Below are 14029 nucleotides of genomic sequence, written 5' to 3' on the forward strand. Positions count from 1 at the left end.
TCGGGAATTGGCCGGGGACGCTCCACGGGCGCACGCTCCACCGGTGGATCACACATGACATCGCCAAGGCTCAGGGCGCCCGTTGTTCTGACACCCGCCCGTCTGCGGCATGTCGACCGGTCTCTGCCGCGCTGGCCTGCGATAATCGGCGTGGCGGCCCCAATCCGGGGCCGCGCTTATGCTTGCGGCCGTGTCAGGCGCTTTCGAGCACCCGCAGCTGTCGCTGCGCCGCCTCGGCCGTGTCCTTGACCGCTTTCTGCACCTTCTCGAAGGCGCGCACCTCGATCTGGCGCACGCGCTCGCGGCTGATGTCGAACTCGTCCGACAGAGCTTCCAGGGTCAGCGGGTCCTCCGACAGGCGGCGGGCCTCAAAGATCCGCCGCTCGCGGTCGTTGAGGACGTCCATCGCCTGGCGCAGCATGCCACGGCGCTGGTCGAGCTCGTCCTGCTCGACAAGCATGGATTCCTGGCTTTCCGACTGGTCGACCAGCCAATCCTGCCATTCGCCGGATTCGCCTTCGCCGGCCCGGATCGGGGCGTTCAGCGATGCGTCGCCGGAAAGGCGGCGGTTCATCGAAATCACTTCCTCGTTCGATACGCCGAGCTGCGTCGCGATATGATCCACCTGATCGGGCCGGAGATCACCCTCCTCGAGCGCCTGGATCTTGGATTTCATCTTGCGCAGATTGAAGAACAGCCGCTTCTGGTTCGCGGTCGTGCCCATCTTCACCAGGCTCCACGAACGCAGGATGTATTCCTGGATCGAGGCCTTGATCCACCACATCGCGTAGGTCGCCAGCCGGAAGCCGCGATCGGCGTCGAAACGCTTGACCGCCTGCATCAGGCCGACATTGCCTTCGGACACGACCTCGCCGATCGGCAGGCCGTAGCCGCGATAGCCCATGGCGATCTTGGCGACGAGCCGGAGATGGCTGGTGACGAGCCTGTGCGCCGCAACGCGGTCGTCATGCTCGGCGTAGCGCTTGGCGAGCATGAACTCTTCCTGCGGTTCCAGCATGGGGAACTTGCGGATTTCCTCGAGATAGCGGCTGAGGCCGCCTTCGCTGGACGCGATACTGGGCAAACTGGCCTGGGCCATGGAATGCACCCTCCTTCAAAAGTCGGCCGCTTCCCTCGAAGCCGGCCGATGCTCGGACCGCACACGGCCGATCCGGCAATGTGGAATGGGGGTACATCGCAGCTTCCCGCGTCAGAAAAAGGGCACGCGGCGATGCACCACACCGTGAGCAACCGTTTTATACCATTCGGTCTATATTGCAAGGGCTTTCATCCCGGGCCCATCCGCCGTCCGAAAAGTCGGCCACCCATCACGTCGGCGTCGCACGGGGTGCGGCGCTGTCACAGCCGGAGGGCCCTGGCCAGCGCCTGCATGTCCGGGGGCATCGGCGTCTCGAAGGCCAGCGGCTCGCCCGTGATGGGATGCTCGAAGCCGAGGCGGTGGGCATGCAGCGCCTGCCGTCCGAGCGCGGAGACGACCGCCGCCGCTTCGGGCTCGAGCCGCTTCACCTTGGTGGCGAAACCCGCGCCATAGGTGTCGTCGCCGATCAGCGGATGCCCGACATGCGCCATGTGGACGCGGATCTGATGCGTCCGGCCGGTCTCGAGCCGGCACTCGGTCAGCGACGCGAAATCCTCGCCCGCGACGGCGCTGCGGGCGAGAACCTGGAAATGCGTGATCGCCTCGCGCGCATCCGCACGGGTCGCCGGCACCACCGTCCGCTTCGTCCGGTCGCTGCCCGAGCGGCCGAGCGGGGCATCGATGGTGCCGGCGGCCCGCAGCGGCACGCCCCAGACCATGGCGAGATAGGCGCGCTCCAGCCGGCCGTCGCGCCCATGGGCGGCGAACTGCTCGGCGAGGTGCCGGTGGGCGATGTCGGACTTGGCGACGACCATGACGCCGCTCGTGTCCTTGTCGAGCCGGTGGACGATGCCCGGCCGCTTCACCCCGCCGATACCCGACAGGCTGTCGCCGCAACGGTGGAGGAGGGCGTTGACGAGCGTCCCCGTCCAGTTGCCGGGGCCGGGATGGACGACGAGACCGGTCGGCTTGTCGACGACGATCAGACAGGCATCCTCGTAGAGAACGTCGAGCGGGATGTGTTCGGGGAGGGGATCGGCGTCGACCGCCTCCGGCACGACCAGTTCGACCGTCTCTCCGGCAGCGACCTTGCGCTTGGAGATGCGGCTGACGGTCCCCCCGATCGTCACCTCGCCCGCTTCGATCAGCGCCTGGAGGCGGCTGCGCGAGAGGACGCCGGGAAACTGCGCGGCGAGAAACTGGTCGAGCCGCTGCCCCGCTTCTTCCGCGCTGACGACGAAGCTGCTTGCCTCGACGTCGTCGTCGACTGTAGGACCGGTATCGATGGGAGCCTCCGCGACGCTGGATGGTCCGGGCCCCGCAAGACCGACCGGACGATGGTTTGCGCTGGACAAGGCGCCGGGAGCGCGTGCGCTCGGGGAGAAGACGGCGATGGCCGACGTAAACGATGACGACGACGCGCCGCTCGACCCGGCCACCGAGCGCTTGCGCCGGAAGATGGTGCGACTTCTGGCGGTGGCGGTCGCGACGATGCTGATCGGCGTTATGGCGGTGCTCGGCGCCGTTGTCTACAAGATCAACCAGAAAGGCCCCGTCATCGCCGGCGCGGACCTTGCCATCGCGCTGCCCGCCGGCAGCACGGTCGCCGACATCGCGTTCGATGGCGACGAGGCGCTTCTGCGTCTCGAGGGCGCCAGCACCGACCTCCTGCGCGTCGACCTCGGCACCGGCACGATTCTCGCCCGCTATCGCCTGACGACGCCGTGACCGGCTGATCTTCGCCCTACCAACGGATCGACGAAGCTCGGAAAAGGGCTTGCGTTCCGCAAAACCCCCGACTATATCGGGCCGCACTGGTTACGCGCCCATCGTCTAGCGGTTAGGACGACGCCCTCTCACGGCGTAAACAGGGGTTCGATTCCCCTTGGGCGTACCAGTTTCCCAACTGAACCTGAATACAGGCACGGGCGGCCCGAACGCCGTCGCGGCGCGGCCTGCAGTGCGATGGCGCAGTTGGGCCTAGCCTCAACGTGGAAGATCCGAAGGGGATCGTCGTCCACCAGCACACGGGCTGGCATGGAGGACCGTCAGGCCCTTCCTAGCGGCGTCTCCATGTCGGCGAGGGCGTGGCGCCTATCGCAGGCGAAACCTTGTCGCGCATCGCATCGACCATCATCCGCTCCGGTGTTCTCCATCCTCTGCAGCGCGCAGGCGCGGGGTCGAGCCTCGTCAACGCTTCGTGTGCGCGAGGGGTGGACACCACCACCCGCGGCCATCACAAGCTTAAGAGGAGGAGCTGCTCCGCCGTTCGTCGCGGCGCCAGACCCTCTGCGAAAGGACATTGGCCTTGTCATCACCTCCCCGTCGCCCTCTCGCGGCCGATGCCCTGCTGTTCGACATGGACGGCACGCTTTTGATCTCGCATGCCGTCGTCGAGCGGGTCTGGCGTCGCTGGGCCGATTCTCACGGCCTTGACGCCGATGCGATCCTTGCGGTCTCGCACGGGCGCCGGATGATCGACACGATGCGGGAAGTCTGCCCGTCCGGCCTCTCGGCGGAGGCGGAGGCGGCCAGGCTCGATCAGGAGGAGCGCGAGGATACCGAGGGTATCGTCGCCGTTGAGGGGGCCGCCGACTTCCTTCGATCGCTTCCAGGCGACCGCTGGGCCATCGTCACCTCGGCCGATGCCATTCTGGCCGATATCCGACTGCGCGCAGCTGGCCTGACACCGCCACCGGTGCTGGTCACCGCCGAGGATGTGACCGTCGGCAAGCCCGATCCGCAGGGCTACCGCGAGGCGGCGCGCCGGTTGGGGTTCGCGCCAGGGAACTGCGTCGTGTTCGAGGATGCGCCAGCGGGAATCGCCGCGGGCCGAGCGGCGGGCGCGCATGTGATCGCTCTGGCGACGGTCCTGACACCCGCCTTCCTCGAAGGTTCGGACTGGATCGCCGACTATCGCGGGCTGATTGCGACCACCACGGAGGAAGGCCGGCTGGAGTTAATGTGAGCTCTGAAACGACCGGACGGCGTGATCAGGCAAGCTCTGCATAGCCGCTGAGGATCGCATGGCAGCCATGCGGAATTTGCATTGGTTATGTGCGGTGCAGCATGTTTATATCGTGATGCAAATGTTTCCTCCCAGATACTTTGCTAAATTCAGCCCGCCCGGTTCGCCGTGGCGGGCCTTTTTTTGCCTTGAGCCCGGTCTCGCCTTTCAAGAGGCGTGACGATTTTGGGCGTCCGGCTGCACACAGAACGTTGAGGCCCACGGTGTCTATTGACGCAGGCCCGGCAGGAGCGGCGCGACGATGAGGGCTGGCGACTGATGACCCGGAATGACCAGCCTGATTTCGTCTTCGTGCCGCGGGACCACCAGATCTCGGCGCGGGATGCGATTCTGGCAGCCCGAAGGGCGGGCCGGCCAGGCTTTCTGCTCGGCGATCTCACCGGGCTCGGCAAGACGCTGTCCGCCTGGCTGGCAATCAGCGCGATGGCCGAGAGCGAGGTCCTGATCATCTGCCCGAAGGGTGCCATGCCGCAGTGGCATCGAACCATCCAGCGCTCGCCACCGACCGACAAGCGCATCACCATCATGAATTTCGAGCGGACAAAGCAGCTGATGGCGCCGCCGCCCGCGAGCACCCGACGGTCGGCCCGGGCGAAGAACAACGAACTCGCCCGCGCCGGCGCATTGAAGCGCAGTTTTCCGCTGGTGGTGATTGATGAGAGCCATCGCATCCGCAATCCCGCCTCGCAGCAGGGCGTGGTGTGCCGCCGCGTCGCCGCCGCGGCGGATTTTACCCTGTACATGAGCGCCACCGCCGGCCAGTCGCCGCATGAGCTTTCCTATCTCGGCAAGCTTCTGGCCTTCGCCACCGGCGGCACGTCGGGCGACATGGACGAGTTCCGGGCGTTGATGAAGCGCCTGAAGATCGGCCGCGCCCGCGGGCGTTGGCAGAACTGGCACTGGGAACCGAACGAGGACGACCGGGCCGTCATGTCGGACCTGCTCTACAAGGGAGCGAACGCCATCGGCCTGCGCCGTCGTCCCGAGCACATCGCCGGCTGGCCCGAGGTGCAGCGGGAACTGGCGCCGACGGCGCTCGACGCCGAGAGCCAGCGGCTCTACGAGGCGACCTGGCGCGAGTTCCGGCGTGAGCTTGGCCTTGCCGGCGGCAGCATCCGCAAGCCCACTGGCTGGGCCGCGGACCTGCGTTTCCGGCAGAAGGCAAGCCTCGTGCGCACGGCCGGAACCGCGGACTTCGGCTGCGATCTCCTCGACAACGGCCAGCAGATCGCCGTCTCCGTCGCTTTCCTAGAAACCAGCGCCATGCTGGCGGAGAAGTTTCGCGGGCGCGGCTGGACGGTGGGCGAGATCAACGGCACGCAGTCGGGAGACGTCAACGAGGCCGTGCGGACAGAATTTCAGACGGGCCAACTCGACGTCGTCGTCTTCACCGTCACCGAATCGATCTCGCTGCACCGAGGGGAAATGCCCGGCGGCGACCGCGAGCGCTCGCTGCTGGTTCATGACATGCGCCACAGCGCCATCCAGCTGCAGCAGATCGAGGGCCGCTGCCACCGCGACGGTCAGCGGGCGGTGATCTACTACACCTATGCCGAAGGGACGGTGGAGGAGAGGATCGCTGCCATCGTCATCGGCCGCATGGTCGCGATGGACGGGATCGCCGGCGACGACACCAGCCTTCTCGGCGCCATCGCCGATGCGGTCGCGGCAGCCGGAGCGGCGCGGGAGGGGGCCTGAGAGGAGAGGGCGCTTTGCCGGCGCGGCCTCGATTCTATTCCTCGCGAAACTCGGCCGGGAGTTCGCCGTAGCGGGCCAGGATCTCCGGCTCTTCCATGACTTCGTCGGTGTCGAGGTCGATGGTCTGGGCCAGAGCGACGACGCCGGCCATGCGCTTGGCGTCGCGTTCGGCGCGGGCGGCGGCTTCGTCGGCGGTCTTGAATTCCATCGCACGGCCGGCGACGAGCTTGCCGCCCATCCGCTCGAACTGTTGCACGATATAAAGAACCTTCGCCGCCATCGCTCATACCCCCAAACGAAAATGGCCCCGCCGAAGCGGGGCCACATCAGTCAAGGAAACCTGAAGGATCAGGCTTCCTGAATGTTGACGGCCTTCGGGCCCTTGCCGCGCGGGTCGGCTTCGGAATCGAACGACACCTTCTGGTTGTCGGAGAGGCGGGAAAGACCCGAACGCTCGACATCCGAGATGTGGACGAACACGTCCGCGCCGCCATTGTCCGGCGAAATAAAGCCGAAGCCCTTGTCCGCGTTGAAGAACTTTACTGTGCCAGTCTGGGCCATGTTACTTAATCCTATAGAAATTCGGGCACCGCTCCGCGGTGCGAGGACCGCAAGTCATCACGATCCGTGAACACTCGTAACACGTTTTTGCTGCGAGTCTCAACCTCTCGCGAAATTTGTTTGAATCTTCACAATCGTCCCGCCCGTCCGCCGTCTGGCGGGGACGGTGCGAGGCTACAGCGCGCCTGCGTCGCGGCAGTCGCCATAGACGTCGATCTGCTTGGCGTTTCCGCCGGCGAGCCGTTGCGGCGTGAAGGTGAGGGTGCCGTCGAGCGTCTCGAAACTGCCGACCCCATCGAAGAGCGTCATGCCGGACCGGGTGCCGTCGGGTTTCTGGATGCTGACAAGGCCGCAGACGACGAGGTTCCCCGTCGCCCTGCGCCGAGCTGTCACAGGGCCGAACTGGACCGTGCGACCATCCTTGAACGCGGCAGAGAACTCGGACTTGATGATCGCAAGTTCCGTTCGGCTGAGCGGATAGGGCGTCGTCGCCGGGCTGCTCTTGTCGTTCTGGCTGCGGAACATGTCGAAACGCGGCAGCGACGTGCCGGACAGATCGATGGTCGGCATGCGCGGGGTGCAGGCACCGAGGCCCGAAACCAGACCGACGAGGATGAGAAGACGAGAGCGCATGTTCCTTGGTTGTGGTCAAACGACGGAAAAGTAAAGGACAAATGCCTATTGCCCCGGACACGTTGCAATTATGCCGTTATCCCAGCCGTGAAGCCTGTAGCTCGCCCGTCCGGACGTTTCATCCCGGCGCGCGGATGGCGGGACCGCCAGACCCCGGCAACGGAGGGAACATGACGCTCGGCCCCATCCCGATCATCGATCCGCAGGACGCTCGCCTTGCAGCCTATCGCGACGTGCGCGAGCGCGACCTCGTCGGTCGCCAGGGTTTTATCGCGGAAGGGCGGGTGGTGATCGAGCCCTTGCTGGCGTCTCCCCGGTTTCGTCCCCTCAGTCTCCTCGTGCTCGAGAATCGCCTGGCGGGACTGGCCCCGGTCCTCGCGCGCGTTCCAGATAACGTGCCGGTCTATGTCGCCGACCGCCAAACCTTCGACGGCGTTGCCGGCTTTCCCGTGCACCGGGGGTTTCTGGCGCATGGAGAAGTTCTGGCCGACCCGATGGCAGCGACACGGCTGCAGGCGATCGCGTCGGCCGGCGGAACCGTCGTCGTCGCCATCGCCATCGCCAATCACGACAATATCGGCGCGATATTCCGGAACGCCGCCGCCTTCGGCGCGGATGCGATCCTTCTCGACGCGACAAGCTGCGATCCGCTCTATCGCAAGGCGATCCGCGTGTCGGCCGGCAGCGTCTTTGCCATGCCCTATGCACGCCTCGGCGCGGCGGAGGGCATTCTTGGAGAACTGCTCGGCTTGGGTTTCCGCTGCTTCGCCCTGGCGCCGGGGGCGAGCGAGGGTCTTGCTCCGCTCGACCGCCCCGGCCCGTCCGCGCTTTTCCTCGGCGCCGAGGGACCCGGCCTCCCACCGCAGCTGACGGCGCAGATGCGGTCCATCGCAATACCGATGGTGCCGGGCTTCGACAGCATCAATGTCGCGACGGCCGCAGCCATCGCCCTGCAGCGCCTTTATTCGCGGTGCGCGGCTGCGGACTGACTGCGCGTCGATCCGGGGCCGCCATTGGGCTCGGCGGTGGCGAGCCGCCGCACCCGTTCGGCAAGGCTCGGCGCCCGGCCGTCCCCGGCCGGGGTGGAAGCACTTCCGGCGGCGCCAAGACCGAGCGCGGCGTTGGGATCGTCTGCAACCGACGTCATGCGGATCACGCGGGCGGCGATGTCGGAGATGCGGTCGCGGATCTCGGCCTGCGATGTCTCGGGCGAAGCGGAATCGGCGTTCTTCACGAGGGCCGCCCGAAGGCGCTGGCTCGCGGTCTGAACCTCGGCAAGCCTCTCCGGCGACGAGGGCGACGATTGGGGCCCCGAGGGCAGCGCAACGGTGTCAGTGGGGACGGTCTCCGCGGCGCGCGGCGACTTGGAGGGCGCGGCCGCCGGGACGGCCTGGCGATCGGCAAGGCGCGCGATCTCGGTGTCGCGCTCGGCAATACCGGTCAAAAGCGCAGCGATGCGCTCGTTGAGCTGAGCCAGTGTCGCCTTGTCGCGGGCGATGGTGTGTTCGAAGCCGGCAGCCTCCGTCCGCAAGCGCTCGATGGTCGCCTGCTGCTCGCGGGCCAGCCGCTCGCCCACGCGCTGCGCATCGGAGAGCCGATCGACCTTCGCCTCCGCCGCGACGAGCTGGATCTTGCGCTCCTCGGCGATCTCGCCGAGTGCCTCGAACCGCGACGCCAGCGCCGAGAGCTCCTGACCGCTCATTTCCGCTTCGCGCCGCGTGGCCGCCAGCGTCCTGGTCAGCGACTGGTTCTCGTCGTCCCGCGCGGCGAGCGTCGTGGTCAGCCGGGCGATTTCCATCGCGCGGTCCTCGGCAATCTCCAGGAGGCTCCGGTTGCGTTTGAGGATCTCGACATTCTCGACCGTGCTGCGACCGAGCTGGGCCTGGGCCCGCACCGTCTTCTCTCTGGCCTCCGCCAGCCGGATCTCCTGCTGGCGCACGCTGAGTGCCGCCGCCGCCCGCACGCTGTCGAACTCGGCGCGAATCTCGTTCGCCGAGGCCGGAATCGTCGCTTCATAGTCGCGGCGCGCGAGGCTCTGCGCCTTGCGCCATACGATCGGCGCCAAGAGGAGCACGACGAGGGCCGCCACGAGAACGCCGAGTAGAAAGGTGAGGCCGGTCGCGATCATGGAAATCCTGCAACAGGTTGAGCCGAGTCACGCCGGATGGCCCGAAGATCGGTATGCAGCATGGCCGACACTAGCCCAGCTCGCGCAGTGGTGCCATCACGCTGGCGCGGGGCTCATTCCACAGCTTGGAATCGTCCAGCGTGAAGGCGTCAGGTCAGAAGGGGTTCCATGTCGGCATCGGCGTGATCTTGAGATAGCCGATGTTGATCCCGAGGCGGGCGCCGAGACCGGTCTTTACCGGCACGATCTTGATATCGTCGCGGGTGAGCAGCGTCATCCCGAGCCCGCCGACGAGATAGGCCGTGCCGGTGACGCCGCCGAAGCGTCCATAGACGGACTCGACGGAAGGCAGGTCGTAGACGAGCATCATCGTGCGCGCGCCGTCGCCGCCGGCATCGATGCCGAAGGACGGACCCTGCCAGAACAGCCGGTGCTCGCCGGCATTCTTCGTGAAGAGCGTGCCCTCGCCGAAGCGAAGTCCGCCGATGAAGGCGCCCGACGCCTCTTCCCCGAGGATGTAGCCGTTCGGCAGGCCATGCTGCTGGAAGGCTTTTTCGACGAGGGTGGCGAGCCCGCCGGCGGTGGATCCGAAGAAATTGTGGCCCTGCGCCACGATTTCCTCCATCGTGTAGCCGGTCTGCTGCGCCGAGGCGGGGGGCGCGAACGCCATGGCCCATACCAGGGCCGCCGCGGCGGCCAGTGCGATGCGGCGGAGTACGTCGAACAGGCTCTGCATGGCGTTCCCTCTCGGTCGGATGATGCGCTGCGCATGCCGGAGCCCCGCAGGACAAGGCCGGAGCGGTATGCGACGCATTTGAGCAGAATATGCTTTTTAAATGCCTAACGATGGGAAGCTGACCCCCGAATCGATGGTTGCCGCAGCCGCGTGGCGGTTGACTGAAAAGGACGAGGGACTCATTCTTCGGCGACATCGGGCAGCTCGATTCGCCGCTACTCCCGCGCCACGGCACCAGTATTTTTCGAACGGATTCAGGATGACGGACCTCCCACACGTCTCGGCCCCCGATCTCGCGGCACTGCTCGCCAGCAAGCTGTGCCACGACATCATCTCGCCGGTCGGCGCCGTGCAGAGCGGGCTCGAACTCCTCGACGAGATGCCGGGCGACGAAGAGTCGATGGCGCTGGTGCGCAGCTCGACCAAGAGCGCCGTCGTGAAACTCCAGTTCGCCCGGATCGCCTATGGCGCCTCCGGCTCGTCGACGGCCCAGATCGATCTCGGCGACGCGCGCCAGGTGGCAGAGGGGATGATGGGCTTCGAGCGCGCCGCGCTCAGCTGGACCGGCGAGCGCGCTTACGTGGCGAAGAACATCGCCAAGCTGATCCTCAACCTTGTCGTCATCGCCAATGCCTCCGTTCCGCGGGGGCGCGAAGTGCAGGTGGAAGTCGAGCAACTGGAGCCGCAGCTGAAGCTGACGGTGCGGGCGATCGGGACGCCTTTGCGGGTGCCGGCGAAGTTCAGGGCGCTTCTTGCCGGAACGGCGGGAGAGGAAGCCGTCGACGCGCACGGTGTCCAGCCCTACTACACGCTGCTGCTTGCCCGCGAACTCGGCCTCGACGTGCATCTCGAACAGTTGGAAGACCGCGCGATCTTCACCGTTGTGCCCCTGCTCGCCGCGCCCGAGCCGGTGGTGGCGATCGATATCGAAGCGTAAGGGAAGCTTCGATATTCACGCAATCTTACCCGTGAATTTCAACCCTCGAGAAAACTTGTTTTGATAGTCTCCTTGCACAGGGCAGCATTTTCCCGCGGGAATTGACTGCCGCCATGCACGGAGGCACCGATGCAAACCTGCCTGATCGTCGACGAGTCGAACGTCATTCGCAAAGTCGCAAGCCGCATCCTCTTTCAGATGTCGTTCACCGTCGAGAATGCCGCGTCCGGATCAGAGGCCCTGGGTCTCATCGGCGGGGGAGAGGTGCCCGACATCGTGATCGTCGCCGGCATGCTGCCGGATATGCCATCCGAAGAGTTCGTGCGGGCTTTGCGCATGCGGCCGGGTGGCAAGGACGCTGTCATCCTCGCCTCGCTGGTGGAAGCCAATCTCGGCACGATGACGCGGCTGAAGCGAGCCGGCGCGACGGGCTTCGTCTTCAAGCCCTTCGATCGCGAGGCGATGGTCCGGTGGATCAGCCCCTATTCCAGCGTCGCTGCCTGAGGGCGTCCACACCATCCGTCAGAATACGAGAAAGAGACCGATGCCGGTGGCACGGGTCTCTTTTCCTCATTCGCAGTGTTCCCGCCGTCGGACGGCCCTCACTCGAGCCGTCGGCGACCGCTGATGGCGCCGATCAGGCGGCGCGGGTGTCGGCTTCCGGCTCGCGCAGCACGTAGCCGCGGCCCCAGACCGTCTCGATGTAGTTCTTGCCTTCGGTCGCCGTCGACAGCTTCTTGCGCAGCTTGCAGATGAAGACGTCGATGATCTTCAGTTCAGGCTCGTCCATGCCGCCATAGAGGTGGTTGAGGAACATTTCCTTCGTCAGGGTCGTGCCCTTGCGCAGCGAGAGCAGCTCCAGCATGGCGTATTCCTTGCCGGTGAGATGCACGCGCTGGCCGTTGACCTCGACCGTCTTGGCGTCGAGGTTGACCGTCAGGTCGCCCGTGTTGATCACCGACTGGGCATGGCCCTTGGAGCGACGAACGATGGCGTGAATGCGGGCGACGAGCTCGTCCTTGTGGAACGGCTTGGTCATGTAGTCGTCGGCGCCGAAGCCGAGGCCGCGAACCTTGTCCTCGATCCCGGCCATGCCGGAAAGGATCAGGATCGGCGTCTTGACCTTGGACAGTCGCAGGGTCCTGAGGACCTCGTAACCGGACATGTCGGGAAGGTTCAGGTCGAGAAGGATGATATCGTAGTCGTAGAGCTTTCCAAGGTCGACGCCCTCCTCACCGAGATCGGTGGTGTAGACGTTGAAGCTCTCTGATTTCAGCATCAGTTCGATGCTCTGCGCGACCGCACTGTCATCCTCGATCAAAAGCACGCGCATCCAAATATCCTCTCCGCAGAACTCGCCCTTGACCGCTGCCCGGCAAGTTCCTGGTTCGTCGTGTGTCCGTGCCTAAAATCTGCCACGGAATGGTTAACAAAAACTCTTGGCCGACACGTCTGACATTCTGTCTTTTGGGCTCACAGGCTCGTCTCTCGCGACATCCCCGGACGCAAACTCCCCCCGTGCCTTTCGGCTGGAGAAGCTGAGCATCCGCGGTTTCCGATTTACCGTGCCTTAAACCCTCGTCCCTATGATTAACGGTGCGCGTAAACAGATCGTTAATGGCATAGCCGGCAAGGCTTGCCTGAAACATCCCAATCGCGCCTCCGGAAAGGTTGCCACCAAGGCGGCCTGAAGATCAGGGATGACAGAATGAAGCGGGACAATCTCGTGCGCTTGACGCGCTTCAAGGTGAACGAGAAACGCCGCCAGGTCGAGCAGCTCGAACTGATGATGGGAGAATTCTCCCGCATGGCCGGCGATCTCGACGCCCAGATCGGCAACGAAGAGAAAAAAGCGGGGATCACCGACATCAAGCATTTCGCCTATCCGACCTTCGCCAAGGCGGCCCGGGCGCGGCGCGACAATCTGATGAATTCCGTCAAGGATCTGAAGGTGCAGCTGGGCGCCGCCCGGATTGCCCATGAGGAGGCCGAGGCCGAACTGGTGCATGCCGAAAAGCTGGAGCAGCGGGACGAGGCGGAAGAGCGCCGGATCGCCAACGGCTGACGCCTGCGCGGCCGGCAGTAGCGGCCGCCGGCACCGCTCACCGCAGAAACGACCCCTCCCGGCGCCGAGCGCCGACAGGGAACGATCGCGGCACATTCAAGCCGGGCCATGCGGCATCGACATCGGGGGATTTTGCCGCCGATCGCTTGCGGGCGACCCGTCCGTGGCGCGCAGATTACCGGCCGGTGTGTTCCCGGCCGTTCGTCCTTGCGGTCCTTCCCCCGGCCGAGACGCCATCGCCATGAATGGCATCCTCCGAAATGTCAAAGTTTCGCGGCGGCAGGGTGAACTCATCCTCGCGGGCCTTGGCCAGCGCCGCTGTTGCGAGGCGCCGGCGTCTCCACCAAGCCCAACGGAATAATCCGTGCTTGTCCCTGCCGGGCCGCCTTCGGTGCAGCACGCCTGCCGCCGGCCTTGCGGTCCCCCGTCCGGCGAAGGAAGATGAGGCCATCGACCTCGGGGAGAGGAGGGCATCAGTGGCGGACAAACCCATCAAGGGACCGGCTTCGTATTTTCCATCCATCGAAAAGACATACGGGCGGCCCGTCGCCGAATGGCAGGCGCTTGTCAGAAGTCACCTTCCGGCAAGACACATGGAGCTCGTAGCGATCCTCAAGAAGGATCACGGGATGGGCCATGGTCACGCCAACGCTCTCGTGGCGTTTGTTTTGTCGCAAGACCCGGAATAGGCGCGCAAAAAAGCCGGCGTGAGCCGGCTGATTTGTCGCGGAGGCGTGGTTTTGCCCCTAGTGATGCATGTCGATTTTCTTCCGGTATTCCTGCAACTGCGTCGTGCGCAGGCCAGCCAGACCGTGACTGTCGATCGAGACCTGCCAGGAGAGGAATTCCTCCACCGTCAGGGTGTAGCGCGAACATGCCTCGTCGAGGCTCAACAGGCCCCCGCGAACCGCCGCGACGACCTCCGCCTTGCGGCGGATGACCCAGCGACGGGTGTTTGATGGCGGAAGATCGGCAATCGTCAAAGGGCTTCCGTCGGGGCCGATGACGTACTTTACTCGTGGTCTAACCTGATCGGTCATTGTACTCTCTACTAATGCTCAAGACCTAATCGCCCCCAAACTTAGCGCGGCGCTTTTAAAATTCCGCTAAACCCACTGTAATCATTTGATAAGATGTGGAGCGA

The 14029-nt window shown here is 65.3% G+C and carries 16 protein-coding genes, 1 tRNA gene and 1 pseudogene; 9 read left to right on the plus strand and 9 right to left on the minus strand.

The annotated features are described in order from the left end of the window. Positions 1 to 193: 193 nt before the first annotated feature. Positions 194 to 1099 carry an RNA polymerase sigma factor RpoH gene (rpoH, locus tag Sa4125_RS03935; protein ID WP_224003868.1) on the minus strand — a complete coding sequence of 302 codons (906 nt, stop codon included), beginning with the start codon at positions 1097 to 1099 and terminating at the stop codon, positions 194 to 196. 260 nt (positions 1100 to 1359) lie between these two features. After that, a complete protein-coding gene (locus tag Sa4125_RS03940; protein WP_224007518.1) occupies positions 1360 to 2385 on the minus strand; it encodes an RluA family pseudouridine synthase in 1026 nt (341 codons plus the stop codon). A gap of 136 nt (positions 2386 to 2521) precedes the next feature. Between Sa4125_RS03940 and Sa4125_RS03945 the strand changes: the two are divergent. The 4 genes and pseudogenes from Sa4125_RS03945 to Sa4125_RS03960 form a co-directional block, all read left to right on the plus strand. Then, a pseudogene (locus Sa4125_RS03945) lies at positions 2522 to 2647 on the plus strand (fimbrial protein); the annotation flags it as partial. 274 nt (positions 2648 to 2921) lie between these two features. Continuing rightward, positions 2922 to 2996: transfer RNA gene (locus Sa4125_RS03950), tRNA-Glu, on the plus strand. A 411-nt stretch (positions 2997 to 3407) separates the two neighbouring features. Next, positions 3408 to 4067, plus strand: coding sequence for an HAD-IA family hydrolase (locus Sa4125_RS03955; RefSeq protein WP_224003870.1), 660 nt, complete (start codon positions 3408 to 3410; stop codon positions 4065 to 4067). Positions 4068 to 4385: 318 nt separating this feature from the next. Beyond that, positions 4386 to 5825, plus strand: a complete 1440-nt coding sequence (locus tag Sa4125_RS03960) for a DEAD/DEAH box helicase family protein (protein ID WP_224003872.1) — start codon at positions 4386 to 4388, stop codon at positions 5823 to 5825. 34 nt (positions 5826 to 5859) lie between these two features. Here the strand turns inward: Sa4125_RS03960 and Sa4125_RS03965 are convergent, their stop codons facing one another. The 3 genes from Sa4125_RS03965 to Sa4125_RS03975 all read right to left on the minus strand — a co-directional run bounded on the left by Sa4125_RS03965 (position 5860) and on the right by Sa4125_RS03975 (position 7019). Continuing rightward, on the minus strand, positions 5860 to 6105 hold the full coding sequence (locus Sa4125_RS03965; RefSeq protein ID WP_224003873.1) for a hypothetical protein: 246 nt from the start codon (positions 6103 to 6105) through the stop codon (positions 5860 to 5862). A 68-nt stretch (positions 6106 to 6173) separates the two neighbouring features. Beyond that, on the minus strand, positions 6174 to 6386 hold the full coding sequence (locus Sa4125_RS03970) for a cold-shock protein (protein ID WP_188849829.1): 213 nt from the start codon (positions 6384 to 6386) through the stop codon (positions 6174 to 6176). 174 nt (positions 6387 to 6560) lie between these two features. Further along, on the minus strand, positions 6561 to 7019 hold the full coding sequence (locus tag Sa4125_RS03975; RefSeq protein WP_224003875.1) for a hypothetical protein: 459 nt from the start codon (positions 7017 to 7019) through the stop codon (positions 6561 to 6563). A 170-nt stretch (positions 7020 to 7189) separates the two neighbouring features. Between Sa4125_RS03975 and Sa4125_RS03980 the strand changes: the two genes are divergently transcribed. Continuing rightward, positions 7190 to 8008, plus strand: a complete 819-nt coding sequence (locus Sa4125_RS03980) for an RNA methyltransferase (RefSeq protein WP_224003877.1) — start codon at positions 7190 to 7192, stop codon at positions 8006 to 8008. Here the strand turns inward: Sa4125_RS03980 and Sa4125_RS03985 are convergent. Together Sa4125_RS03985 and Sa4125_RS03990 are read right to left on the minus strand one after the other, a co-directional pair. Further along, entirely contained in the window at positions 7981 to 9147 is a 1167-nt protein-coding gene (locus Sa4125_RS03985; RefSeq protein ID WP_224003879.1) for a hypothetical protein, read from the minus strand. The genes Sa4125_RS03980 and Sa4125_RS03985 overlap by 28 nt on opposite strands. 154 nt (positions 9148 to 9301) lie before the next feature. Then, complete coding sequence (locus Sa4125_RS03990) at positions 9302 to 9883, minus strand: DUF1134 domain-containing protein (protein ID WP_224003889.1); 582 nt, start codon at positions 9881 to 9883, stop codon at positions 9302 to 9304. 259 nt (positions 9884 to 10142) lie between these two features. Between Sa4125_RS03990 and Sa4125_RS03995 the strand changes: the two genes are divergently transcribed. Both Sa4125_RS03995 and Sa4125_RS04000 read left to right on the plus strand, forming a co-directional pair. Beyond that, positions 10143 to 10820, plus strand: coding sequence for a histidine phosphotransferase family protein (locus tag Sa4125_RS03995; RefSeq protein ID WP_224003890.1), 678 nt, complete (start codon positions 10143 to 10145; stop codon positions 10818 to 10820). Between the two features lie 129 nt (positions 10821 to 10949). After that, the gene (locus tag Sa4125_RS04000) at positions 10950 to 11324 is read left to right on the plus strand and encodes a response regulator (RefSeq protein ID WP_224003891.1); all 375 of its coding nucleotides are present in this window, start codon (positions 10950 to 10952) and stop codon (positions 11322 to 11324) included. A 133-nt stretch (positions 11325 to 11457) separates the two neighbouring features. Here Sa4125_RS04000 and ctrA read toward each other — a convergent pair whose 3' ends face one another. Beyond that, a complete protein-coding gene (gene ctrA / locus Sa4125_RS04005) occupies positions 11458 to 12153 on the minus strand; it encodes a cell cycle two-component system response regulator CtrA (RefSeq protein WP_188849567.1) in 696 nt (231 codons plus the stop codon). A 375-nt stretch (positions 12154 to 12528) separates the two neighbouring features. Between ctrA and Sa4125_RS04010 the strand changes: the two genes are divergently transcribed. Then, positions 12529 to 12885: a flagellar export protein FliJ gene (locus Sa4125_RS04010; RefSeq protein ID WP_224003893.1), complete on the plus strand. Its 357-nt coding sequence runs from the start codon at positions 12529 to 12531 to the stop codon at positions 12883 to 12885. A 476-nt stretch (positions 12886 to 13361) separates the two neighbouring features. Next, positions 13362 to 13574 carry a DUF4287 domain-containing protein gene (locus tag Sa4125_RS04015; RefSeq protein ID WP_224003895.1) on the plus strand — a complete coding sequence of 71 codons (213 nt, stop codon included), beginning with the start codon at positions 13362 to 13364 and terminating at the stop codon, positions 13572 to 13574. 57 nt (positions 13575 to 13631) lie between these two features. Here Sa4125_RS04015 and Sa4125_RS04020 read toward each other — a convergent pair whose 3' ends face one another. After that, positions 13632 to 13925, minus strand: coding sequence for a DUF1153 domain-containing protein (locus Sa4125_RS04020; RefSeq protein WP_188849569.1), 294 nt, complete (start codon positions 13923 to 13925; stop codon positions 13632 to 13634). Positions 13926 to 14029 lie beyond the last annotated feature (104 nt).

Source organism: Aureimonas sp. SA4125, assembly GCF_019973775.1.
Classification (GTDB): domain Bacteria; phylum Pseudomonadota; class Alphaproteobacteria; order Rhizobiales; family Rhizobiaceae; genus Plantimonas.

What these genes read in the sequence shown, in the direction of transcription:
- rpoH (WP_224003868.1), bottom strand. Translation starts at nt 1,099, where the DNA reads ATGGCCCAGGCCAGTTTGCCCAGTATCGCGTCCAGCGAAGGCGGCCTC.
- Sa4125_RS03960 (WP_224003872.1), top strand. Translation starts at nt 4,386, where the DNA reads ATGACCCGGAATGACCAGCCTGATTTCGTCTTCGTGCCGCGGGACCAC.
- Sa4125_RS03965 (WP_224003873.1), bottom strand. Translation starts at nt 6,105, where the DNA reads ATGGCGGCGAAGGTTCTTTATATCGTGCAACAGTTCGAGCGGATGGGC.
- Sa4125_RS03970 (WP_188849829.1), bottom strand. Translation starts at nt 6,386, where the DNA reads ATGGCCCAGACTGGCACAGTAAAGTTCTTCAACGCGGACAAGGGCTTC.
- Sa4125_RS03975 (WP_224003875.1), bottom strand. Translation starts at nt 7,019, where the DNA reads ATGCGCTCTCGTCTTCTCATCCTCGTCGGTCTGGTTTCGGGCCTCGGT.
- Sa4125_RS03980 (WP_224003877.1), top strand. Translation starts at nt 7,190, where the DNA reads ATGACGCTCGGCCCCATCCCGATCATCGATCCGCAGGACGCTCGCCTT.
- Sa4125_RS03985 (WP_224003879.1), bottom strand. Translation starts at nt 9,147, where the DNA reads ATGATCGCGACCGGCCTCACCTTTCTACTCGGCGTTCTCGTGGCGGCC.
- Sa4125_RS03990 (WP_224003889.1), bottom strand. Translation starts at nt 9,883, where the DNA reads ATGCAGAGCCTGTTCGACGTACTCCGCCGCATCGCACTGGCCGCCGCG.
- Sa4125_RS03995 (WP_224003890.1), top strand. Translation starts at nt 10,143, where the DNA reads ATGACGGACCTCCCACACGTCTCGGCCCCCGATCTCGCGGCACTGCTC.
- Sa4125_RS04000 (WP_224003891.1), top strand. Translation starts at nt 10,950, where the DNA reads ATGCAAACCTGCCTGATCGTCGACGAGTCGAACGTCATTCGCAAAGTC.
- ctrA (WP_188849567.1), bottom strand. Translation starts at nt 12,153, where the DNA reads ATGCGCGTGCTTTTGATCGAGGATGACAGTGCGGTCGCGCAGAGCATC.
- Sa4125_RS04010 (WP_224003893.1), top strand. Translation starts at nt 12,529, where the DNA reads ATGAAGCGGGACAATCTCGTGCGCTTGACGCGCTTCAAGGTGAACGAG.
- Sa4125_RS04020 (WP_188849569.1), bottom strand. Translation starts at nt 13,925, where the DNA reads ATGACCGATCAGGTTAGACCACGAGTAAAGTACGTCATCGGCCCCGAC.